We start from the raw sequence: 20,507 nt of genomic DNA on the forward strand, positions 1-20,507 counted from the left end.
TAGCCTCACTAAAAAGGCGCAATCTGCTGTTAAAAAATAAGTTAGCTTTTACACTACATATTTTCTACTTTAAAATCGAATAATAAAACATAGCGCTATTGACCACTAAATCACAAAACGCTAGAAACGGACTATTTGATTATAAAAGTGATATTCTATTACTATTAAAAACGGTAAAGTCTAAAACATACAAAGTATGTATTTAGAAGTCTAATTATTTTGTAAAAGCAAAATTAAACGTAAATTAGGTCTTATAACTTTACAAGTTTGTACTTTTACACTTTAAATTTAAATAATGACAAACAACGATATTTTAAAAAAACTAAGAGTAGCTCATAAGTTTAGAGATACTGATATTGTAGATATCTTAGCTTTAGTAGATTTCAGGATTACCAAATCAGAGTTAAATGCGCTTTTTAGAAGAGAAGATCATCCTAACTATGTAGAATGTGGAGATCAGATTTTACGTAACTTTTTAAATGGCTTAGTGATTCACTTAAGAGGACCAATGCCTAAAAAAGGTGAGAAACCATCTGTCGATGATTCCGCGAAAGCGAAACCTAAAAAAATAGACTTAAATAAAACGTACAATAAGTCACAAAAAAAGAGCAACTAAATAGTTGCTCTTTTTTTTATTATATACATTAAAGTATTAAGCTAATACTGCTTGTACTTTATCTGCTGCTTCTTGGAATTCTGTAGCACTCATTACATCTAATCCAGAATCGTCAATTAATTTTTTAGCGATATCTGCATTAGTACCCTGTAAACGTACAATAATTGGTACACTAATGTTACCCATGTTTTTGTAAGCATCAATTACACCTTGAGCAACACGATCACAACGAACGATACCACCAAAAATGTTAATTAAAATTGCTTTAACAGCTGGATCTCTTAAAATAAGTTCGAAAGCAATTTCTACTCTTGCTGCATCTGCAGTACCACCAACATCTAAAAAGTTAGCTGGCTCTCCACCTGCTTGCTTAATTAAATCCATAGTTGCCATAGCTAAACCAGCACCATTTACCATACAACCCACGTTTCCGTCAAGGTCTACATAGTTAAGTCCTTGTTCTCCTGCTTCTACTTCAATAGCATTTTCTTCACGTAAATCGCGCATTGCTGCTAAATCTTTATGTCTAAATAAAGCGTTATCGTCAATTGTTACTTTAGCATCAACTGCCATTATTTTATCATCACTAGTTTTTAAAACTGGGTTGATTTCAAATAATGAAGAGTCTGACTTATCGTAAGCAGTATATAATGCTGTTACAAATTTAGTCATGTCTTTAAAAGCTGCTCCTGATAAACCTAAGTTAAAAGCAATTTTACGTGCTTGAAAAGGTAAGATTCCTGTTGCAGGATCAATTTCTTCAGTAAAAATTAAATGTGGTGTTTCTTCAGCAACAGTTTCAATATCCATTCCACCTTCTGTAGAATACATAATCATGTTACGTCCATTACCTCTATTTAATAATACAGACATATAATATTCTTCTGGCTCAGAATCTCCAGGATAGTATACGTCTTCACATATTAATACTTGGTGCACACGCTTACCTTCTGCTGAAGTTTGAGGTGTTACCAAATCCATTCCTATAATTTCTCCAGCGATAGTTTTAACTGCGTCTAAGTTTTTAGCCAACTTAACTCCACCACCTTTACCACGTCCACCAGCATGAACTTGCGCTTTAACAACGTGCCATCCTGTTCCAGTATCTTCAGTTAATTTTTTAGCTGCAGCAACCGCTTCCTCAGCATTTTGTGCTACAATACCACGTTGGATACGTACGCCAAAGCTGCTTAATAATTCTTTTCCTTGATATTCGTGTAAATTCATCTTGTTTAGAGTAAAATTTTAGAATAACAAAAGTAAATAATCACATTTACTTACCCTAATATTTAATTATGAAAAAAGTTAACAAAATGAAGAATTTATAAATTGTTAAATAATTAACAATTTGTTTTAAATGTGTAATATTATTATAATTTAATTTTTTAATGTCTTTAAAAAAATATCTTTGACTAAAAATTACATGATGCAAAACAGCCAATTACTAGATATAGCAGCGGACTTTGGGAGTCCTGTATACATTTACGACGCAGACATTATCACGTCACAATACCAACGTTTGACGTCTGCTTTTAAATCCGTAGACCAAGTAAAAATTAATTATGCTGTTAAAGCATTATCAAATATTTCGGTTTTAAAGTTAATGAAACAGCTAGGTTCTGGTTTGGACACTGTGTCTTTACAGGAAGTACAATTAGGACTTGCTGCTGGTTTTGATGCAGAAAATATCATATTTACCCCTAATGGTGTCTCTTTACAGGAAATAGAAACGGTTGCAGAATTAGGTTGCCAAATTAATATTGATAATCTATCCATTTTAGAACAATTTGGAACTAAGCATCCTAAAACACCTGTATGTATTAGAATAAATCCGCATGTGATGGCAGGTGGAAACACTAATATATCTGTGGGACATATAGATAGTAAGTTTGGAATATCCATACATCAAATACCACATATATTACGAATTGTAGAAAACACAAAAATGAATATTAACGGTATCCATATGCATACTGGAAGTGATATTTTAGATATTGATGTGTTTTTGTACGCAAGTGAAATACTATTTGAAACTGCTAAAAACTTTAAAAGTCTAGAATTTATAGATTTTGGATCTGGATTTAAAGTACCCTACAGCGCTGGAGATATTGAAACAAATATTGAGGAGTTTGGCGAAAAGCTAAGCAAAAGGTTTAATGATTTTTGCGAAGAATATGGTAAACCTTTAACCTTGGCTTTTGAACCAGGAAAATTTTTAGTCAGTGAGGCTGGTCAATTTTTAGTTAACGTTAATGTTGTAAAACAAACAACATCAACTGTTTTTGCTCAAGTAGATAGTGGTTTTAATCACCTAATCAGACCAATGCTTTATGGGTCTCAACACGGTATTAGAAATATTTCAAATCCAGAAGGTCGCGAACGCTTTTACAGTGTTGTAGGTTACATCTGCGAAACAGATACGTTTGCCAATAATAAACGTATTTCAGAAATAAATGAAGGTGACATTTTAGCTTTTAGTAACGCTGGAGCCTACTGCTACTCTATGGCTAGTAATTACAATTCGCGTTGCAGGCCTGCTGAAGTATTAGTTTATAATGGCGAAGCCCATTTAATAAGAAAAAGAGAAACTTTTGAAGACATATTACATAATCAAATAGAGATTGATTTAAAGTAATACTTGATCAATTAAGTAAAAAAAAGCCATTTCTAAACAGAAATGGCTTTTTAACATAAAAGACTAATTTACAGAGCACTATAACTAAATTTAATAATAATTATTTTCAACAATAATCGGTGAAGTGTTAAAAAAAGGCTTTTAAAAGCCTAATACAGTGTTTTTTAACCGATAAAAATGCTTTTAATCTAAAAAAAGTATTAGTTTCGCAGTTAATGGTGTTTCCCCGCCAATTACTGTTAAATTTTTAAAATATTATCCCTAATCCCTTAAACATGTCTACTGATACGTCCCCTACTATATTATCAGACGAAATCCATGATAAAGATTTTTTATCTACAATTGAAGACTCATTAGCTATTGGCTCTTGGGACCTTGATGTAACTTCTAATACTTTAAAATGGAGCTCTTTCACAAAAACAATTCATGAAGTAGCAGCAGATTATACTCCAGAGGTTAGTCAAGCTATCTTTTTTTATAAGGAAGGCTCTCATCGCGAAAAAATAACGCTTCTATTTCAAGCTGCATTAGAAACTGGACAACAATTTGATGACGAATTTATAATTGTTACAGCTAAAGGAAACGAAAAATGGGTCAGAGCAATAGGACATCCTAAATGGGAAAATAATATTTGCACCGGAATTAGAGGGATATTTCAAGACATTACAGAAAAAACTTTAGAAACAAAAAAAACCGTTATAAAAGAGAAACAGTTTAGATCGCTTTTTGACTATTCTCTAACTGGTATGGCATTACTAAGTCTAGAAGGCCAATGGTTAAAAGTAAATCATGGTATATGCAAACTGTTAGGCTACACAGAACAGGAGTTTTTAAACACTCACTTTAAAGAACATACCCATTTAGACGATCAAAAAAAAGGACAAAAAGAATTAAAACTAATGCTTTCTGACCAATTAGATAATTATCAAATTGAAAAACGTTATTTACATAAAAATGGCTCTAGCGTACATTGTATTTTGTCACTGACAATAGTAAGGGATAGCGATAGAAAACCAAAACATTTTATTGCGAATATTAATGATATCTCAGAAATTAAAAAAGGAAAAAACAAAATAACGGACCTATTAACGGTTAGCTCTAAGCAAAACGAAAGATTATTAAATTTTGCCCACATTGTATCTCATAATTTAAGATCACATGGTGGTAATTTAGACATGCTTTTAAAATTAAAGAAAGAAGAATATCCTGAAGTTATTACTAACGAATATTTTCCATTAATCGAGCAAGCTGTTGAAAATCTAAACGAAACCATTCAAAACTTGAATGATGTTGCTATATATAACTCTTTAGACAACAACAAACTAGAACCCCTAAATATACTGCAGTATACCAATAATGCACTAAGCACTATTAATGGTGTTATAATCGCAAACCAAGTCGACTTAGACATTACTGTAGATAAAAACATTACAATTAAAGCCATACCTGCTTATTTAGATAGCATTATTATAAATCTATTAACCAATGCTATTAAATATAAAAGACCTGGTGTAAACCCTAAAATAGAAATTGAAGCCTTACAAACAGAATCTCATGTTATGTATTCTATCACTGATAACGGTTTAGGTATTGATTTAGAAAAGCATAGCACCAAACTATTTGGAATGTATAACGTGTTTCATAAACATAAAGAAGCAAGAGGACTTGGGCTATTTATTGTAAAAAATCAGATTGAAGCACTGGGCGGAACAGTGGAAGTGGAAAGTACTGTAGGAGAAGGTACTAAATTTATAATCTATTTTAATTATGAATAATTCGTTAGACTTAATTTGTATCATCGACGATGATCCTATTTACACTTTTGCTGTCCGAAAACTATTGAAAATAAATAATTTTTCGGACAATCAACTTGTATTTAAAAATGGAAAAGAAGCATTAGATGGGCTAATTACTATGCAAAATAAAAAAGACAATTTGCCTGATGTAATCCTATTAGACATAAATATGCCTATCATGGATGGTTGGGAGTTTTTAGAAGCATTTAAAATTAGTAATTTTAATAAAGACATTCCCATTTTTATAACAAGCTCTTCTGTGGACAATCTAGATATTAGAAAAGCAACAACTAATACATTAGTTAACGGTTATATTAGCAAACCGCTTAATAATCAAAGTTTACAAGAAATAAAACGTAAATGTCTTTAAATATTTTGATAAAAGGTTAATCCATTTTTATATAAATCGTAAAACGCAAACTCTCTAGTTTGCCAATCTGTATTCACTACAGCTGTTTCTGGATGAAACACCTCTTTATCCTTTAGTTCTTCATACAAACTATCTACATATTGCGTTACAATACGAAGCATTGGTCTGTCTACATTAAAATCCCAATCCTTATCGTCTCGCCATTGTAAATGAATCTCTACATGGTCACGTTTAATACCTGCGTATTTTGGATCTTTTGGATCGTCCGCAAAAGCGATTTCAAACCCAAGTTTTTGAGTATAAAAAAATAAGGCAGCTAACACATTCTGTACCGGTAAAACGGGATGAATTTGATGTAATGTTGGTCTATTCATGCTTAATCTTGTTTTACTTTACCCGAAAAATGATTCACTTTTGGACTGATTGGGTTTCCTGTGATCCGTCTAAATGATGCTATTTGGCCACAATGCCATATAGAATCTGCTATTGGACCATTAATATTATTCCAAAACTGAATTCTACTTAATCCAAATATGATTTCAAATTCTGAAATATCTTCACTTGCTCTTAATATATCAGCTGCTTGTTTTAAATTATTTAACGTTGCACTACGTTGTGCTTCAAAATCCAACACAGTGTTGTCCTTAACGTTCTCTTGTTTTAACGTCGAATTTAAAACGATTATTGATAGCTCATAAATATGCTTTACCGTTTCTCCCGTTGTCCTAACAGAATCAGATGGCTTGTAAACTAAATCTGCTTCCGTTAATCCATCAGTAGCATGATAAAATCGAAATCCTAAAGCATCTACTTGTCTTGCTGCAACTGTACCAGCAGTAAACGTTTTTGATGCTTCTGGCAATTCATAATAGGGTAACTCTTTGGTTTGCGAAAGCATTGTAGTTGTTATAATTAAGGTTATAAAAAATAATTTTGTTTTCATTTTTATCTATTATTATTAATATAATTTGTTGGATCTAAATACCCTTCTGTATCTGAAGAATATCCTGGACCAATTGGCATGTTTAGAGCATCTCTTACCTCTAAATGCAAATGTGCTAAATAAGTACCATCCGCTGTCCCAATCGTCCCAATAACAGTTCCTTTTGTAATGTATTGGCCTTTTACTACTGATATGGATTGACAATGTGCATATACCGATTCAATTTTAGACTGATCAGGATTATAATGTACAATTCTAATCACATTACCCCAACCACCTTTTATATCTTCTGCAAAAGACACATACCCATTTGCTATAGCATATATCGTATCTCCTAAATCCGTATTACCGCCTCCAACACCATTCCAATCATCTCCTAAATGATAATTAACTTGAAAGCCTTGCGCATTGTAATACTGTTTTGCATCTGGTTTACCTACAGGAAAATCGTAACCATTAGTCACTTTAAAAGTGTCCACCTCCACTCTTTTAAGTTTTAGCGCATCTACTGTTATATTTTGCTTTTTAATACCGACCATTACTTCTCTTTCTTTTTTACATTGAAAAAAAAGCACACAAAATAAAAACAGCAATTTATGGTTATTCCACATCGTCCTCTGTATTTAGAATACCGTCAGGTCCTTTTGAAACTAAGGAATAAGTTAACCCGTCGTCTGTGACTATATAAGAAAAGGGGTTATCCCATACATCTACTGTCAAGTCTCTATGTAGAGGGTTGTTTCTAATAATTGAGTTTAATTGTTTTGGATATGTATTGAATTGTTTTTTTTCGGCCTTTAGCAATTCATGAATCTGCGTCATCTGCTTAGTCATTTCATTTTTGTTTTTATTTATGGAAAACAGAAACCAAACTGGAATAGCTAAAATAAGAAGCAATAATCCTACTCTTAGATAAATTTTGTCTGGCGGATAAATCATAAGCTGTTTAGGAAGCCCATGTTCCTTTTCGTATTTGCGTTGTGCTTTTTTCTTTTTCCAGAATTTATAATCGGCAAAAAACAGATAGATCTCTAAAAAACTCTCTAATAAATAAGTTAAAAAATCCAATTCCTAATCTTTAAATTCCTTAACCTGAGGGATATTACTTGTCCCGTATTTATCAAACAAATACACTAAACTTGTCATTGTTGCTGCACCAAGTTCCAACTCACGTTTATTTACTGCGTCAAATGTATCGTTTGCTGCGTGATGATGATCAAAATAACGCTGAGAATCTGGACGTAAACCAGCCATGACAATTGTTTCATTTTTTAATGGACCAATGTCTGCTCCGCTATACCCTTTTTCAAAATAATGAATTAAATAAGGTTTGAATAAAGACTCCCAACCTAACACTTTATTTAATGCTGCTTCACTGCAATCAAAACTAAACCCACGAGGAGAAAACCCTCCAGAATCACTCTCTAAAGCAAAAACATGATTTTCATTTTTACGTAGTGCTTCTTCTGCATATTTTTTTCCACCACGTAATCCGTTTTCTTCATTCATGAATAACACGACTCTGATAGTACGTTTTGGTTTGATACCGCTTTGTTTTAATAACCTGATAACATCCATAGATTGTACTACTCCTGCACCATCATCATGAGATCCGTCTCCTAAATCCCACGAGTCTAAATGTCCTCCAACAACCATAAACTCATCCGGAAATTCGCTTCCCGTAATTTCTCCGATAACATTATATGATAAAACATCTTCAAATACTTGACAACTTTGTTTAAAATAGAATTTTAAATTATTGTCTTTTAATAAGGCTTCTGACAGTTTATTAGCATCATTTGTACTTATTGCAGCAGATGGCACACGTTGCTCATTTGGCAAATCCATGTACCCCATGCTTCCTGTATGTGGCAAATCGTCTTGACGTAAATTTAACGAACGTACAATTACACCAACTGCTCCTAGTTTACCAGCCTCATAAGCACCTGCATAACGTTGTTTAGAACACCCTCCGTAAGCTTCAAACGTGTGTATTAATTCAGGATTCATAGCGCCATTAAAAAACACTATTTTTCCTTTTACTTTTTCTCCAAGTTCCGCTAGCTCTTCAAAGCTTTTAACTTCTATTACTTGTGCTTCCAATCCTGAAGTAGACGTTGCTACAGAACCTCCTAATGCACAAATATTAACATCTAAGGTTGTATTATTGGTTGTAAAGTGCGCGACTTCTTTTGCGCCACGCTCCCATTTTGGAACCATTACTTCTTGCAACCATACTTTGTCTAATCCTAATTTCTCCAATTCAGATTTTGTGTATTGTACTGCCTTTTCTGCACTTGCAGATCCTGACAAACGTCCTCCTATTTTGTTAGACAAATAATCTAACCATTGGTAAGCTTTACCATTAGTTAACGATTGGCTGTAAATAGTTTTTAATGCGTCTTGATCCGATTGTCCTGAGACGGTAATGGATAGTAATAATGCAAAAAGAATTGCTAGTTTTTTCATGGTTGGTAATTTTACTTTAAAGATAGTATTTATATATGGAAAGACCTGATAGAAATTTAATCCTATCAGGTCTCCTATTTTATTTTGATTAACCGCTTTAGTTGTTTTTTAAGATCATGCGGTTTGCGTTAGCGATTGAAATGGCATCCTTTTTTTGCTGCCACAAATGGCAAAAAAAGATATAATGGAAAGCGCGACCCTTGTGGTAACGCCCTAATTGTACTATTCGTTATTTAATTGCTCTCTGTACAAATGTAAATTAGCTTTGGTTTTATCGTCCAAATCTGGCTCTTTTATATCTGTGTATTGCTTTAATGTATCGTATAAAATTTGTGCTACAGCCAATCGTGCTGTAGGTTTATCGTCTGCAGGAATGTTATACCAAGGCGCATAGTCTGTACTTGTTCTGTTAATGGCATCCTGATAACAATCCATGTATTTGTCCCAAAGTTTACGTTCTTTTAGATCGCCTGCTGAGAACTTCCAATTTTTTTCTTGCTTGTCTAAACGACGCAGTAATCTGTTACGTTGCTCGTCTTTTGACAGATTCATGAAGAATTTAAAAACCAATGTTCCGTTATCTGTCAAGTGTTTTTCAAAATTATTGATTTGCTCAAAACGTTTGTCCCAAAAGGCCTCGTTTACATCGTCAATACTTTTAACAAACGGTAATTTTTCTCCTAAAATATACTCAGGATGGACGCGTGTTACTAATACGTTTTCATAATGTGTACGGTTATGAACGCCAAATTTACCACGTGCCGGAAGCTTTATATAGTGCCTCCAAAGGTAGTCGTGTTTAAGCTCTAATTCTGTAGGAACTTTAAAACTCATTACCTCAACACCTCTGGCATTAAAATCTTTAAAAACTTCGCGTATTAAACTGTCTTTTCCTGACGTGTCCATACCTTGTAAGCATACTAAAACCGAATATTTACCGTGCGCATACATGGTGTCTTGCAGTTTACCTAGTTGGCGTCTTACTTTGCGTAAAGCGTCCTCTGTAGTGTCTTTGTCTGTTTCTAAGTCCAATTTACTTGGCAGGTCACTAAGCTTAATTTTTGAAGTGATTTTATGATCTTTAATTTGGATGTCTTTCATGCTGTTTTATTTACTTGCAAATAATTTTACGTCTTGCTCACTCACCTCTGCTGCTCCTAATATTATTAATCTTTCTACAACATTACGCAACTCTCTAATGTTACCTGTCCAGTCGTAATCTTGTAATAATTTTATGGCTTTAGCCGAAAATGATTTATGTGCAGTACCTTGCTCTTCTGCAATTTTTGCGGAAAAATGATTAATTAATAACGGGATATCCTCTCTTCTCTCGTTTAAAGCAGGCACTTTAACTAGTATTACCGCTAATCTGTGGTATAAATCCTCACGGAAATTACCATCTGCGATTTCCTTTTTTAAATTTTTATTGGTTGCTGCAACGACACGTACGTTTACTTTTATATCCTTATCGCTACCAACACGTTGGATGCGACTTTCTTGTAAAGCACGTAATACTTTTGCTTGAGCAGATAGACTCATATCACCAATTTCGTCAAGAAAAATGGTTCCGCCATTAGCTGCTTCAAATTTACCAGCTCTGTCTTTTGCTGCACTTGTAAACGCCCCTTTTACGTGACCAAAAAGCTCACTTTCTATTAACTCTGACGGTATTGCTGCACAGTTAACCTCTATCATTGGTGCTTTTGCACGTGTACTTTTTTCGTGTAACCAGTGCGCTACAAGCTCTTTACCTGTTCCGTTTGGACCAGTTATTAAAACTCTTGCATCCGTTGGTGCCACTTTATCTATAATATCTTTGATTTGAGAAATAGCGTCGCTATTACCAATCATTTCGTACTTTTTGCTAACTTTTCTTTTTAGAATTTTGTTTTCTATAACTAATTCTTTTCTGTCTAGCGCGTTACGTACGGTATTTAATAAACGGTTTAAATCTGGCGGCTTTGAGATATAATCAAAAGCCCCTAAACGCATTGTATTTACAGCTGTATCTAGATCTCCGTGACCAGAGATCATAACCATTGGTATTTCTGGCTTAATCTTTTTTGCTGCTTCTAACACCTCAACACCATCCATTTTTGGCATTTTAATGTCACACAGAATTAAATCGTAATCTTCTTTTTTAATTTTATTGATACCAACTAATCCATCCTCAGCTTCTTCTACTTGATACGTATCGTTTTCCTCCGAAAGGATTTTAACTAATACTCTCCTAATTGCTGCTTCGTCCTCTATTACTAAAATTTTTGGCATTATATTTTAAATTTAAATCCTGTTCTTAAATAAAATGTATTGACGTTGTCAAGCTTAAATACATCTTCTCTGTTCTCGTCTCTCAACCTATTACTCATACTTAATGTGTAACCTGTATAAGCGTACCATACTAAATGGTCCGTAAAACAATACTCATACCCAATACCTGCTAATATTAATGATAATGAGACGCTATCCGCTTCCTTACCATCAATTGAAAAACGCTCTTGTGTGTTGGCAAAATAACCATCAATCCCAACAAAGGTTTGGATGATATTATTTTCGTTTATATAATATTTTACATTAGTTTTTGGCACTCCTAAATTATAAGACCATTTCTCGTTAACACGTCTAAAATAACTAACAAAAGGTAGTGGTAATGGTATACCTGTTGTAGTATTATAGGTAAGCCCTAAAACTAATCTATATGGTTTGCTAGCCGTTTTATCTTTAGTCCTATCGTTAATTGCATAAACCCCTCCGTTTAAAAAGATATCGTCTCCTGAGATCTTATGTCGCAAAGTAGAAGCTAATCTTGGTGTTATTTTTGCGCCAAATCTCCAATTTTCAGACATTTTAAAAGTGTATCCTAAATTAAAATCTAAAACATGCAAACGTCTTAAATTAGAAGTTGGAAATGGGTAACTATCTTCCAAGTTTAATGTAATTCTACTATACTCACCACCAATTAAAAGGTAAGCACCTTCGCTCATTTTTATAGGGTAATTTAGTAGAAACCTAAACCTATCAAAACTGTCTTCGGAATTATTTTTTGGAATATAAGAATACTCTACACGTGCTAAATCTGTTAACTGAGCATTAGCAGTATTAACAGCACTTATTAGGACAAAGACAAACAAGAAAAATTTAAAATGCTTTTGCATAAACAGACTAATTATTTGATTGATATTGAGTTATTTTGATTATTATCTTGAATAATATGGACATCTCTTTGCGGAAATGGTATGGTAATATTATGCTCTCTAAACAGTTTGTCAATTGCGAATCTGATTTCGCTTTTTGGAATTCTAGAATTAAAACTATCCTCAATAGTAAAAGCGACTCTAAAATTTAATGCACTATCTCCAAAATCTGTAAATAAGACTGTCGGTGCAGGTTGCTTGAAAACTAATTTACTAGACTTGGCTGCATCCAATAACAACTTTTTAACCAAGTTTACATCACTTCCATAAGCGACACCAACATCTACAGACTCTCTAGTAGTCGATCCGTTTTGAGTCCAGTTATACAAACTATTAGTTAAGTACAAGTGATTAGGTATTACCAATACTTTATTATCAATAGTTACAGCTCTTGTGGTACGTAATTTAATCTCTTCAACACGTCCTACCTTACCATCTATTTCAATAATATCACCAACATGTACAGATTGATCAACAAGTATAAACACTCCAGAAATAATATCCTGAAATAATGTTTGCAAAGCCAAACCTACACCAATTAATAATGCTGCTGAAGCTGCAAAAACTGCTGTTATATCTATTCCTAAAGAATCTATTACAACTAAAAAAACAATACCGTAGATAATCCAACGTGCAAATGAAAACACAGTTACAAACTTTGCTTTATCTTCTATTGGTAATTTTTGAGTTACTAGCTTTCTTACCCAGCGCAAGACATAGGTTGTAAGCAATAACACAAGAATAACAAGCAGTAAATATTTTACTTTTAAAACACCTGTGATCTGATCTTGATTATCTGTAAATGTATAGATCTTAAAATTTAAAAATTCGACAAGCTTTTCCCACGCAGAACTATCTACAATAGCATCTCCCATCTTCTCTACACCTTCCTCAATTTTGTCTGCGACTTTACTCTCTTGCATTCTATTATTTATTAATATCTAATCCACTTTAACAACTCTTTATACGTTGGTTTTTTTCCGTACATTAAAATACCAACTCTATAAATTTTTGCTGCAAACCATACAGTTCCCATAAATGTCCCTATCAGTAATAACAACGACACTATTTGTTGCCAAATTGGCACTCCAAACGGTATCCTCATTAACATTACAACTGGAGATGTAAACGGTATAAACGAAAATATAGTACTTACCGTACCATGTGGATCCTCAATTACTGTAAACATACCTACATAAACTGCTAAAATTAATGGCATTAAAATAGGCAACATAAATTGTTGTGTATCTGTTTCGTTATCTACTGCTGCACCAATTGCTGCATATAAAGAGGCATATAACAAGTACCCACTAATAAAAAACAGTAGAAAAGCAATAACCAAATTGGCTAATGGTAAATTATAAAAAGCTGTAAATAAACTTTGTACTTTTTCTCCCGTTCCTGGATTATCCATAGCCTGAAGCATTAACTCTTGCTGTGGTGTTTGTGCTTGCGCGAAGTCTATCCCGAAAATAGCTGATACAACCGTTAGTAAAACACCTCCTAAAATAATCCAAATTACAAACTGAGTAATTCCGGCTAAAGACGTTCCTATAATTTTACCTAACATTAATTGTATTGGCTTTACTGAAGAAATTATAACCTCTATAATTCGGCTTGTTTTTTCTTCAATAACACTTCGCATAATCATGTTACCGTAAATAATAATAAACATGAATAACAGATAACCCGCTGCACCACCAAATGCCAGTTTAACAACACTATCTATCTTAGAAGACTTTACACCTGTAAAGTTTTCTTGTGCAATATCAATACTAATTTTAGACGCTTTTATGGTTGCTAAGTCAATTCCTTTTTGAGCCATATTTTGATTAGTAAGCTCCTTTTCTATTTTATTTTCTAAAGAAGAAATAATAGAAAGTGATGGAGACTCTTCAGAATAAAACTGAACAGCACTGCCTACGTTGTCAAAATTCTGAATCTTATTAACGTGCAACAATCCATAATTACCCTGTTCTTCGACTAGCTTTTTAGCATTGTCAAGTGTAAGTCCCGTTAACACATTATACTTTGTGTTTTCTGTATCTATAAACGCTTCAGTTAAAAAACCTGAATCGTCTAAAACAGAAATTGTTCGTTGCTTATTGTTATTCATTTGTGATAAATACATCACAACAGTAATTAACGCAATCATAATTAACGGACTAAGTACAGTCATTATTAAAAATGATTTGTTCTTAACCTTGGTTAAGTATTCGCGTTGTATAATAAGTGGAAGATGATTCATAATTAGTTATTCTTTACAGTTTGAATAAAAATATCGTTAGCACTAGGAATAACTTCTACGAAATGAGAAATTTGTCCTTGATTATTTAAATAGCTTAATAAGTCGTTAGCAGATTCATTCTCTGACAACTTAATATTAAGTTTTAAATCGTCACCAAGTGTTTTAAATTCGGCTGGCGTAACACTAAACTTGCTAGCTAACTCTTGTTCTAATCCACTATTATTAGGATTAATACCTATTTGAAATGTATTAGTTTTAAACTGACGTTTAATATCCATTAAATTACCGTCCAATACTTTATTAGATTTATGTATTAATGCTATATGATCACACAACTCTTCTACAGACTCCATACGGTGTGTAGAAAAAATAACAGTTGCTCCATTATCACGTAGTCTTAAAATCTCATCTTTAATTAGATTAGCGTTTATTGGATCAAATCCAGAAAAAGGCTCGTCAAAGATTAATAATTTAGGCTCGTGTAAAACGGTAACAACAAATTGAATTTTTTGAGCCATACCTTTGGATAACTCTTGTATTTTTTTATTCCACCAATCTCCAATCTCCAAACGCTCAAACCACATTTTTAGTCGTTTTTTAGCTTCTGCCTTTTGCATTCCTTTAAGTTGTGCCAAGTATAACGCTTGCTCTCCTACCTTCATAGACTTATATAAACCACGCTCCTCAGGTAAATAGCCAATATCTCTAACATGATGATTTTTAAGAGCTTCTCCATCTAACAAAACATGTCCAGAATCTGGCATTGTTATTTGGTTAATAACTCTAATTAAAGTTGTTTTTCCTGCTCCGTTTGGTCCTAGTAAACCAAAAATACTGCCTTTAGGCACAGTTATAGACACATTATTAAGTGCAGTAAAGTTTCCAAAATTCTTAGATACTTGATGCACCTCTAAAAGGTTGCTCATAGATTTTTAAAATTGATTAGTACGACTGCTTATAGCGCGCTTTGTAAATATAGAAAATGTTAAAATAGTATCGTAATAGATTTACTTATTTTTAACTAGGTGTAACCAATTTTATTATAAACACTTTAATCTTTAAGACAACTACACCAGAGGTATCACCTTGGCTATAACTAGCATCCAAAAATTAGAAAAAGTATTTAGTAGAAAATTAAAGGTTAATCTGCTATCATCTTGCATTGCAATCTGCTTTGGGATTAATTCGACTAATTTACTTTTGTTAGCGTGCTGCGCTACAAAAGTAAAAGTCCATCTTCTATATTTTTTGGATCCCAACCTGCGTTGGGGTTAATTCGACTAGTTTACTTTTGTTCGCGCTATGCGCTTTAAAAGTAAAAGCCCACCTATTACCATCTTGGATCCCAACCTGCGTTGGGATTAATTCGACTAGTTTATTTTTGTTCGCGCTATGCGCTTCAAAAGTAAAAGTCTCATTAAAAACAAAACCCACCCTTTAAATAAATAAAGGATGGGAAAAAATTGCTATGAAAAAGAAAAATTATCACTAGCTAGGCTAGCGATATATCAAATATAATATTTTTTATTAAACTAAGATGTTAAATGATTTAAATAGTTAAACAAAAGGCAAAAAAAATCCGCTTTTTACAGCGGATTTTCTTACTAATCATATAACTAAGATACTGTTTAAATTAAGAAAACATATCTTTTACTTTCTCGAAAAACGACTTATCACTGCGTTCCGGCTTAGGTGAAAAATGTTCGTCCTCACGCATACTTTCAAAGAAATCTTTTTGTTTTTTGTTTAACGTTTTTGGCGTCCAAACATTAACATGTACTAATAAATCTCCTTTTCCGTAACCGTTTATGCTAGGAATACCTTTTCCGCGTAAGCGTAATATTTTTCCTGATTGCATACCTGCTTCAATCTTAATACGCACTTTTCCAGTAACTGTATCAATCTCTTTAGAGTTACCTAAAATAGCATCTGGTAAGCTTACATAAAGATCATAATGTAAATTATCTCCTTCACGTTGTAAAGACTCATGCGCTTCTTCTTCTATAGCTACTAATAAATCTCCAGAAACGCCATTACCTGGTGCTTCGTTACCTTTACCAGAAACTTTAAGCTGCATACCATCTACTACACCTGCAGGAATATTTACAGGAATAGTTTCTTCTTTAGCTATCATACCTTGTGCATCTGCCTCACTAGGTTTTTTATCTATAGTTTGACCTGCTCCTCCACAAGTTGTACAAGGAGATGCCGTTTGCATACGTCCTAAAATAGTATTTGTAACTCTAGTAACTTGACCAGAACCATTACAAGTACTACACGTTTTATATGTAGTTCCTGGTGCTTGAACTTTACGTTTTACTTTTATTTTTTTCTCAACACCATTAGCAATTTCTTCTAATGTTAGTTTTAAACGTACACGTAAGTTACTTCCTTTAACACGACGCTGTTGCCCGCCACCAAAACCAGAGAAACCACCTCCTCCGAAGCCTCCGCCTCCAAAGATATCTCCAAACTGACTAAAGATGTCGTCCATATTCATACCACCACCGCTGTAGCCACCGCCACCGCCTCCTTCGAAAGCTTGGTGTCCATATTGGTCATAACGTGCCTTTTTATTCTCGTCGCTTAGTATTTCATAAGCTTCAGCTGCTTCTTTAAATTTAGACTCAGCGTCTTTATCATCCGGATTTTTATCTGGATGAAATTCGATTGCTTTTTTACGGTACCCTTTTTTTATCTCAGCTTGTGTCGCTGATTTGTTAATACCTAATATTTCGTAAAAATCTCTTTTAGCCATACTTATATTATTGTCCTATAATTACCTTAGGAAAACGTATAACAGTCTCGCCTAGTTTATATCCTTTTTCAATAACGTCTATAATCTTACCTTTTAAATCTGCTGTAGGTGCAGGTATTTGTGTTATAGCTTCATGATGATCTGCATTAAATGTATCTCCTGCTCTAACCTCAATTGTAGCCAAACCTTTTTGTTGTAATGCGTTTAATAATTTGTTATAAATTAATAAAACACCTTTACGTAACTCTTCAGCTTCTTTATCTTCATCAATATGTAATAAAGCACGTTCAAAATCATCCAAAATTGGCAACATTGACACCATTACATCTTTACTTGCTGTTTGAAACAATTCCACACGCTCTCTAGACGTACGTTTTTTATAGTTTTCAAACTCTGCAAAAAGACGTAAAAACTTATCTTTTTCTTGTTGTAAATCTACCGTTAATTGATCCTCTACAGATAATTGCTCTACCACTTCCGCTTCTTCTGGTGTTGTAGTTGTATCTGATTGATTAGAAGTTGTATTCACTTCTTCTTCTATGTCTGCTTCTCTTTTAGTTTTCTTGCTCATTGTTGTACTTAATTTAAAATACTGTAATTGGGATGGCAAAAGTACTGCCATTACTATAAATAATGCCAAAATGTCATTATTTATTTTAACAAATATTTAATTAGTTTCCATGGAAGATTATTTATATATTTGCATAATAAATCACTAAAGACTAAAAACTTATATCATGAAAAAAATTGTATTAAATCTTTTTGCTGTTGCCATAGTTGGATTAACTGTTGTTGCATGTAAAAGTGACGTTAAGGAAGCAAAAACAGGAGAAGCACAAACTGTTGCACAAAATACTGAAGCTGCTAAATTTAAAGCTGACGCTGCTACTTCTATGATTGTTTGGAAAGCAAACAAAATTGTTGGTGGACACGAAGGAACAATAAATGTATCTAATGGTGTTGCCGAATTTGAAGGAGACAAATTAGTAGGTGGTACTTTTATGTTTGACATTAATACTATTGCATGTACAGATATACCTGCAGATGATGAAGCTAACGGTAAATTAGTTAGCCATTTAAAAGGTGATGACTTTTTTGACGTTGAAAAATTTGCTACTGCTGCATTTGAAATTACTAAAGTAGAAGGTGATAACGTAAGCGGTAACCTTACTATGAAAGGTATTAAAAAGAATGTAACATTTCCTGCAACAGTAACTGTAACTGGTGATGATGTAACTATTTCAAGTGAAACATTTACTATTAATAGAACGGAATGGAACATCATGCACAACTCTAGCAAATCCTTAAATGCTGCTGCATTGGGAGACAAAATGATTAAAGATGATGTAGAAATCAAAATAGTAGTTAAGGCTAAAAAAGCATAATACTTACTAATTATTTATATTAAAAGCCACAACTTAAGTTGTGGCTTTTTTGATATACGGTCAATTTGACGTTGTCAAGTAATACTAATAACTTTGCGAAAAAAATATTATATTAATAGTTATCAAAAGACTTTAAAATTAAACCTATACAAACACATATAGCACCATTACAATCTAATGCCATAAGACTGCAAGACTATGGTGTTGGTCTATTTGAAACCATTACAACTAAGTCTGCATTAAAAAAAACATTAAAAAAGGAGCTAATTACTGTTAATGGAATTACAGCAACTTCTGCAACCTTTATAAAAGGCGGAGAAACTATTACATTATTTGCTTCGGAAAACGAAGGAACAAAAACCAAACTAATCTTTAAATTAAAGGTTTTATTTGAAGACGATTATTTGGCGATTGTACACAAGCCAGCAGGGATTTTAGTTAGCGGAAACACTTTTAAAACTGTTGCTAATGCGCTTACACAAAACTTACAAAAAAGCACACAACCTGATGCCACAATACCGCAACCAGTCCATCGCTTAGATTACGCTACTACTGGTATCTTATTAATAGGAAAAACAAGTAGTAGCATTACTGCTTTAAATAAAATATTTGAAAACAGAGCCATTACAAAAACCTATTACGCAATTGCAATCGGTGCTATGCCTGAAAGCGGAAACATTAATGATACAGTAGATGGTAAATATGCTGCTTCAGATTTTAAGGTTTACAACACAGTACCTTCCAAAAGATTTACGACACTAAATTTAGTAAAGCTACACCCTCAAACTGGACGTAGACATCAACTAAGAAAACATTTAGCTAGTATTGGCAATCCAATTTTGGGAGATAAAACCTATGGAACAGCACCATTAATTTTAAATGGAAAAGGCATGTTTTTACATGCTTACTCTTTAAAATTTACACATCCTTTTACTAATGAAGCACTGTATATAAAGGATGAATTACCTAAAGGTTTTAAAAAGATATTTGTAACAGCATAAAGCGCTATTACCAGTATAGATATTACTCTACAGGAAAATCGAAATACTGGTTACGGTAAGGTTCTCCTCTTAAGGTAAAATGCCACCACTCTTTTGGATAATTCCTAAAACCGTTAGTCAACATGACATGTTGTAACAACTGTCTATTTTTTTGTTGCTTTTTGGTTAACTTATTATTTACAACCCAAGATTCTGGGCCAAAAAAATCATAAGGCGTACCCATATCAAGCTCTTCCCCTGTTTCTAAATTAATAATAGTCAAATCTAAAGTACTCCCGCTACTATGTCTAGATTTAGAGGCAATATAACCTTGACTAAATAAATTTCGTTTTTTAACATTTGGGTAATACGCTTCTTTTTGTAATGTATCGTTAATTTGTTTAGCCCATCTTACAAAATGATTTACCGCACGTTGTGGTCTATAAGCATCATAAATTTTTATACCTAATCCTTGTGTTTTAAGAGTATCCTGAATTTTGCGCAGTGCTTTAGCTGCCAAATCTGTCATAATAACAACTTCTTTATTATAGCCATCTATTTGTTGTCCTACAAAATTATCATCGTTACAGTATCTTAATTCTACCGCTAGATCATCAATAATATCTTGTGCATATACAAAACCTTCGCGGAGTTGAGCAACACAAATAGTTGTAAAAAATGTTAGTAAAAGAGCTAGAGTAAACTTCATGGTATCTAAATTATAGGCTAAATTTATAAAATAAAACACTAACTATGACTTATCCTTGGCATCTTTATATAATGTCTGTAATGTATTTACTTGCCGGAATTATGCATTTTATTAAACCCAAAATGTATATGCGTATAATGCCAAGCTACTTACCAAACCATAAATTACTAGTTTATTTTAGTGGAATAGTAGAAGTGTTACTAGCCATAACCATTTGTATTCCAAGCTTAAAAACCATTTCTATTTATGGTATAATTACTATGCTTACAGTGTTTTTAATGGTTCATTTTAATATGTTATCTAGTAAAAAAGCTTCCGCTGGAATACCTAAATGGGCGCTAATACTTCGTATTCCTTTACAATTTGGATTAATGTATTGGGCATTTTACTACTTAAAATTTTAG

General features: G+C 33.0%; 22 protein-coding genes. 7 read left to right on the forward strand and 15 right to left on the reverse strand.

The genetic code is table 11. The features are described from left to right. The first annotated feature begins 295 nt into the window (after positions 1-295). Positions 296-616: a DUF1456 family protein gene (locus tag ACZ2G2_RS01730; protein ID WP_470393681.1), complete on the forward strand. Its 321-nt coding sequence runs from the start codon at positions 296-298 to the stop codon at positions 614-616. Between the two features lie 36 nt (positions 617-652). On the opposite strand, the gene sucC is transcribed toward ACZ2G2_RS01730, so the two are convergent. Further along, positions 653-1,843, reverse strand: a complete 1,191-nt coding sequence (gene sucC / locus ACZ2G2_RS01735; RefSeq protein ID WP_090839032.1) for an ADP-forming succinate--CoA ligase subunit beta — start codon at positions 1,841-1,843, stop codon at positions 653-655. A gap of 199 nt (positions 1,844-2,042) precedes the next feature. Between sucC and lysA the strand changes: the two genes are divergently transcribed. The 3 genes from lysA (at position 2,043) to ACZ2G2_RS01750 (ending at position 5,417) form a co-directional block, all read left to right on the forward strand. Beyond that, a complete protein-coding gene (gene lysA, locus ACZ2G2_RS01740) occupies positions 2,043-3,251 on the forward strand; it encodes a diaminopimelate decarboxylase (protein ID WP_090839501.1) in 1,209 nt (402 codons plus the stop codon). 275 nt (positions 3,252-3,526) lie between these two features. Continuing rightward, a complete protein-coding gene (locus ACZ2G2_RS01745; protein ID WP_470393682.1) occupies positions 3,527-5,026 on the forward strand; it encodes a sensor histidine kinase in 1,500 nt (499 codons plus the stop codon). Further along, positions 5,019-5,417 (forward strand): response regulator, encoded by a 399-nt coding sequence (locus tag ACZ2G2_RS01750; RefSeq protein ID WP_090839028.1) that lies wholly within the window; start codon positions 5,019-5,021, stop codon positions 5,415-5,417. The genes ACZ2G2_RS01745 and ACZ2G2_RS01750 overlap by 8 nt, the downstream gene beginning before the upstream one ends. Here the strand turns inward: ACZ2G2_RS01750 and ACZ2G2_RS01755 are convergent. The 13 genes from ACZ2G2_RS01755 to ACZ2G2_RS01815 all read right to left on the reverse strand — a co-directional run bounded on the left by ACZ2G2_RS01755 (position 5,414) and on the right by ACZ2G2_RS01815 (position 17,600). Then, complete coding sequence (locus tag ACZ2G2_RS01755; RefSeq protein WP_272023920.1) at positions 5,414-5,791, reverse strand: VOC family protein; 378 nt, start codon at positions 5,789-5,791, stop codon at positions 5,414-5,416. The two genes, ACZ2G2_RS01750 and ACZ2G2_RS01755, sit on opposite strands and share 4 nt — an antisense overlap. A 2-nt stretch (positions 5,792-5,793) precedes the next feature. Then, the gene (locus ACZ2G2_RS01760; protein ID WP_470393684.1) at positions 5,794-6,360 is read right to left on the reverse strand and encodes a hypothetical protein; all 567 of its coding nucleotides are present in this window, start codon (positions 6,358-6,360) and stop codon (positions 5,794-5,796) included. Positions 6,361-6,362: 2 nt separating this feature from the next. Continuing rightward, positions 6,363-6,899, reverse strand: coding sequence for a M23 family metallopeptidase (locus tag ACZ2G2_RS01765; protein WP_470393686.1), 537 nt, complete (start codon positions 6,897-6,899; stop codon positions 6,363-6,365). Between the two features lie 61 nt (positions 6,900-6,960). After that, positions 6,961-7,428 (reverse strand): hypothetical protein, encoded by a 468-nt coding sequence (locus tag ACZ2G2_RS01770; RefSeq protein WP_470393688.1) that lies wholly within the window; start codon positions 7,426-7,428, stop codon positions 6,961-6,963. A gap of 3 nt (positions 7,429-7,431) precedes the next feature. Beyond that, entirely contained in the window at positions 7,432-8,829 is a 1,398-nt protein-coding gene (locus tag ACZ2G2_RS01775; protein ID WP_470393689.1) for a M20/M25/M40 family metallo-hydrolase, read from the reverse strand. A gap of 222 nt (positions 8,830-9,051) precedes the next feature. Continuing rightward, positions 9,052-9,930, reverse strand: a complete 879-nt coding sequence (locus ACZ2G2_RS01780; RefSeq protein WP_470393690.1) for a PPK2 family polyphosphate kinase — start codon at positions 9,928-9,930, stop codon at positions 9,052-9,054. Positions 9,931-9,936: 6 nt separating this feature from the next. Then, positions 9,937-11,100 carry a sigma-54-dependent transcriptional regulator gene (locus ACZ2G2_RS01785; RefSeq protein WP_090839013.1) on the reverse strand — a complete coding sequence of 388 codons (1,164 nt, stop codon included), beginning with the start codon at positions 11,098-11,100 and terminating at the stop codon, positions 9,937-9,939. Beyond that, a complete protein-coding gene (locus ACZ2G2_RS01790; protein ID WP_470393691.1) occupies positions 11,100-11,984 on the reverse strand; it encodes a DUF6268 family outer membrane beta-barrel protein in 885 nt (294 codons plus the stop codon). The genes ACZ2G2_RS01785 and ACZ2G2_RS01790 overlap by 1 nt, the downstream gene beginning before the upstream one ends. Before the next feature lie 11 nt (positions 11,985-11,995). Beyond that, complete coding sequence (locus tag ACZ2G2_RS01795) at positions 11,996-12,946, reverse strand: mechanosensitive ion channel family protein (RefSeq protein ID WP_470393693.1); 951 nt, start codon at positions 12,944-12,946, stop codon at positions 11,996-11,998. An 11-nt stretch (positions 12,947-12,957) separates the two neighbouring features. Further along, the gene (locus ACZ2G2_RS01800) at positions 12,958-14,271 is read right to left on the reverse strand and encodes an ABC transporter permease (RefSeq protein ID WP_470393695.1); all 1,314 of its coding nucleotides are present in this window, start codon (positions 14,269-14,271) and stop codon (positions 12,958-12,960) included. A 2-nt stretch (positions 14,272-14,273) separates the two neighbouring features. Further along, positions 14,274-15,197 (reverse strand): ABC transporter ATP-binding protein, encoded by a 924-nt coding sequence (locus ACZ2G2_RS01805; RefSeq protein ID WP_470393697.1) that lies wholly within the window; start codon positions 15,195-15,197, stop codon positions 14,274-14,276. A 707-nt stretch (positions 15,198-15,904) separates the two neighbouring features. After that, positions 15,905-17,029, reverse strand: a complete 1,125-nt coding sequence (dnaJ, locus tag ACZ2G2_RS01810) for a molecular chaperone DnaJ (RefSeq protein ID WP_090839000.1) — start codon at positions 17,027-17,029, stop codon at positions 15,905-15,907. Positions 17,030-17,036: 7 nt separating this feature from the next. Continuing rightward, positions 17,037-17,600 carry a nucleotide exchange factor GrpE gene (locus tag ACZ2G2_RS01815; RefSeq protein ID WP_090838998.1) on the reverse strand — a complete coding sequence of 188 codons (564 nt, stop codon included), beginning with the start codon at positions 17,598-17,600 and terminating at the stop codon, positions 17,037-17,039. A 166-nt stretch (positions 17,601-17,766) separates the two neighbouring features. Between ACZ2G2_RS01815 and ACZ2G2_RS01820 the strand changes: the two genes are divergently transcribed. Both ACZ2G2_RS01820 and ACZ2G2_RS01825 read left to right on the forward strand, forming a co-directional pair. Then, positions 17,767-18,414: a YceI family protein gene (locus ACZ2G2_RS01820; RefSeq protein WP_470393699.1), complete on the forward strand. Its 648-nt coding sequence runs from the start codon at positions 17,767-17,769 to the stop codon at positions 18,412-18,414. Positions 18,415-18,818: 404 nt separating this feature from the next. Next, positions 18,819-19,415 carry an RluA family pseudouridine synthase gene (locus ACZ2G2_RS01825; RefSeq protein WP_317042606.1) on the forward strand — a complete coding sequence of 199 codons (597 nt, stop codon included), beginning with the start codon at positions 18,819-18,821 and terminating at the stop codon, positions 19,413-19,415. 22 nt (positions 19,416-19,437) lie between these two features. Here ACZ2G2_RS01825 and ACZ2G2_RS01830 read toward each other — a convergent pair whose 3' ends face one another. Further along, the gene (locus tag ACZ2G2_RS01830; RefSeq protein WP_470393702.1) at positions 19,438-20,103 is read right to left on the reverse strand and encodes a M15 family metallopeptidase; all 666 of its coding nucleotides are present in this window, start codon (positions 20,101-20,103) and stop codon (positions 19,438-19,440) included. A gap of 44 nt (positions 20,104-20,147) precedes the next feature. Between ACZ2G2_RS01830 and ACZ2G2_RS01835 the strand changes: the two genes are divergently transcribed. Further along, positions 20,148-20,507, forward strand: a complete 360-nt coding sequence (locus tag ACZ2G2_RS01835) for a DoxX family protein (protein WP_470393704.1) — start codon at positions 20,148-20,150, stop codon at positions 20,505-20,507.

The organism is Olleya sp. KKT75 (assembly GCF_055635485.1).

What these genes read in the sequence shown, in the direction of transcription:
- ACZ2G2_RS01730 (WP_470393681.1), top strand. Translation starts at nt 296, where the DNA reads ATGACAAACAACGATATTTTAAAAAAACTAAGAGTAGCTCATAAGTTT.
- sucC (WP_090839032.1), bottom strand. Translation starts at nt 1,843, where the DNA reads ATGAATTTACACGAATATCAAGGAAAAGAATTATTAAGCAGCTTTGGC.
- lysA (WP_090839501.1), top strand. Translation starts at nt 2,043, where the DNA reads ATGCAAAACAGCCAATTACTAGATATAGCAGCGGACTTTGGGAGTCCT.
- ACZ2G2_RS01745 (WP_470393682.1), top strand. Translation starts at nt 3,527, where the DNA reads ATGTCTACTGATACGTCCCCTACTATATTATCAGACGAAATCCATGAT.
- ACZ2G2_RS01750 (WP_090839028.1), top strand. Translation starts at nt 5,019, where the DNA reads ATGAATAATTCGTTAGACTTAATTTGTATCATCGACGATGATCCTATT.
- ACZ2G2_RS01755 (WP_272023920.1), bottom strand. Translation starts at nt 5,791, where the DNA reads ATGAATAGACCAACATTACATCAAATTCATCCCGTTTTACCGGTACAG.
- ACZ2G2_RS01760 (WP_470393684.1), bottom strand. Translation starts at nt 6,360, where the DNA reads ATGAAAACAAAATTATTTTTTATAACCTTAATTATAACAACTACAATG.
- ACZ2G2_RS01765 (WP_470393686.1), bottom strand. Translation starts at nt 6,899, where the DNA reads ATGGTCGGTATTAAAAAGCAAAATATAACAGTAGATGCGCTAAAACTT.
- ACZ2G2_RS01775 (WP_470393689.1), bottom strand. Translation starts at nt 8,829, where the DNA reads ATGAAAAAACTAGCAATTCTTTTTGCATTATTACTATCCATTACCGTC.
- ACZ2G2_RS01780 (WP_470393690.1), bottom strand. Translation starts at nt 9,930, where the DNA reads ATGAAAGACATCCAAATTAAAGATCATAAAATCACTTCAAAAATTAAG.
- ACZ2G2_RS01785 (WP_090839013.1), bottom strand. Translation starts at nt 11,100, where the DNA reads ATGCCAAAAATTTTAGTAATAGAGGACGAAGCAGCAATTAGGAGAGTA.
- ACZ2G2_RS01790 (WP_470393691.1), bottom strand. Translation starts at nt 11,984, where the DNA reads ATGCAAAAGCATTTTAAATTTTTCTTGTTTGTCTTTGTCCTAATAAGT.
- ACZ2G2_RS01795 (WP_470393693.1), bottom strand. Translation starts at nt 12,946, where the DNA reads ATGCAAGAGAGTAAAGTCGCAGACAAAATTGAGGAAGGTGTAGAGAAG.
- ACZ2G2_RS01800 (WP_470393695.1), bottom strand. Translation starts at nt 14,271, where the DNA reads ATGAATCATCTTCCACTTATTATACAACGCGAATACTTAACCAAGGTT.
- ACZ2G2_RS01805 (WP_470393697.1), bottom strand. Translation starts at nt 15,197, where the DNA reads ATGAGCAACCTTTTAGAGGTGCATCAAGTATCTAAGAATTTTGGAAAC.
- dnaJ (WP_090839000.1), bottom strand. Translation starts at nt 17,029, where the DNA reads ATGGCTAAAAGAGATTTTTACGAAATATTAGGTATTAACAAATCAGCG.
- ACZ2G2_RS01815 (WP_090838998.1), bottom strand. Translation starts at nt 17,600, where the DNA reads ATGAGCAAGAAAACTAAAAGAGAAGCAGACATAGAAGAAGAAGTGAAT.
- ACZ2G2_RS01820 (WP_470393699.1), top strand. Translation starts at nt 17,767, where the DNA reads ATGAAAAAAATTGTATTAAATCTTTTTGCTGTTGCCATAGTTGGATTA.
- ACZ2G2_RS01830 (WP_470393702.1), bottom strand. Translation starts at nt 20,103, where the DNA reads ATGAAGTTTACTCTAGCTCTTTTACTAACATTTTTTACAACTATTTGT.
- ACZ2G2_RS01835 (WP_470393704.1), top strand. Translation starts at nt 20,148, where the DNA reads ATGACTTATCCTTGGCATCTTTATATAATGTCTGTAATGTATTTACTT.